The following is a 1,409-nucleotide window of genomic DNA, read 5'->3' as shown; positions in this document are numbered from 1 at the left end:
ACAAGCCGAAGCCTATGCCGTCCACGCCTAAACCGCAGGTCAAAGTTACTCCACCCGTTGAAGCCGCCAAGCCGGTAAACGGTAATAAGGAAGAAAAGCCGGAAAATGCCGAAAAGCCAAACGACCCGGACGACATTTACGCCACTCTGGATTGGGAAACCAATCCTCCCATCAACGGCTTCTATGAGACAATGATGAGTCTGACAGCGGAACGGCGCAAGGCCCTACGGCTTGAGGCAGAACGGCACAGGCAGGAACAACTGAAAAAGATGGGTATCAAAGACACGTTGAACCCTGCTTTTGCGCCTTCTTCGGACAATATGGATAAAAAGCCGGAACAAACGGAAGAAATAAAGCAACCTGAAACACCGGCAGAAGTTGTGCCTACTTCCGAAACGGTTGCCACTTCCCTGTTCCCGGAATTTGAAACGGAAAAGCCGAAAAAAGAAGCCCTCGACCTTACGCCGCGTCCCTATCACCGCACGCCGGAAATGCACCTGCGTGAAGGGTCGCTGGTGGCAAACAGGGCACGCGACATCGGTTATCTGAAGGACATTACTCCCTACGGTGCAACCTTCCAGCCGCTTGGACTAACCGGTTATCAGAAAGAGAAAGCGTTGCTGTATGTATCGCTCCGTGACGCATACGAGCGGTTGTACCGCTATGAATCGAACAGACGTGAGGAAAATGTACCTTGGCGTGAACACCTGAACACCTGTTACGACGAGTTTGTCATGCGTTATGGCAACCTCAACGCCAAACAGAACGTGAAACTGGTGATGATGGACGCCGGAGGGCGCGACATCCTTTCGCTGGAACGTGCGGAGGACGGCAAGTTCGTCAAAGCGGACATCTTCGACCGTCCCGTTTCCTTCTCGGTGGAGAACCATGCCAACGTCGGTTCTCCGGAAGAAGCCTTGTCTGCATCGCTCAACAAGTATGGTACGGTCAATCTCAACTATATGCGGGGGATAACAGACAGTACGGAAGAGGAGCTTCTCAATGCCCTCAAGGGGCGTATCTTCTACAATCCGCTCGTAACCGGTTACGAGATTAAAGACCGCTTCATCGCGGGAAACGTGATAGAGAAGGCGGAGCGTATAGAGGCATGGATGGAAAATAATCTGGAAAGCGAAAGATTGCCGGAAGTGAAACAGTCTTTGGAGGCTTTGAAGGAAGCCGAGCCGCAGCGTATCGCCTTTGAAGACCTCGACTTCAACTTCGGTGAACGCTGGATTCCCACGGGCGTGTATGCCGCCTACATGAGCCATCTTTTCGACACGGACGTGAAAATCGCCTATTCCGCCAGCATGGACGAGTTTTCCGTGGCGTGCGGCTACCGCACCATGAAGATCACGGACGAGTTTCTGGTAAAGGGCTATTACCGGAACTATGACGGTATGCACCTG

Annotated in this window: 1 pseudogene; it reads left to right on the top strand. The window is 52.6% G+C overall.

Annotated elements, in window-relative coordinates:
- Positions 1-1,409, top strand: a pseudogene (locus tag N5O98_RS26015) (DNA methylase); the annotation flags it as partial.

It is taken from the genome of Bacteroides sp. LFL-34 (genome assembly GCF_027257075.1).
GTDB classification, from domain to species: domain Bacteria; phylum Bacteroidota; class Bacteroidia; order Bacteroidales; family Bacteroidaceae; genus Bacteroides; species Bacteroides ovatus.
This window is presented reverse-complemented; position numbering and strand designations above follow the sequence as displayed.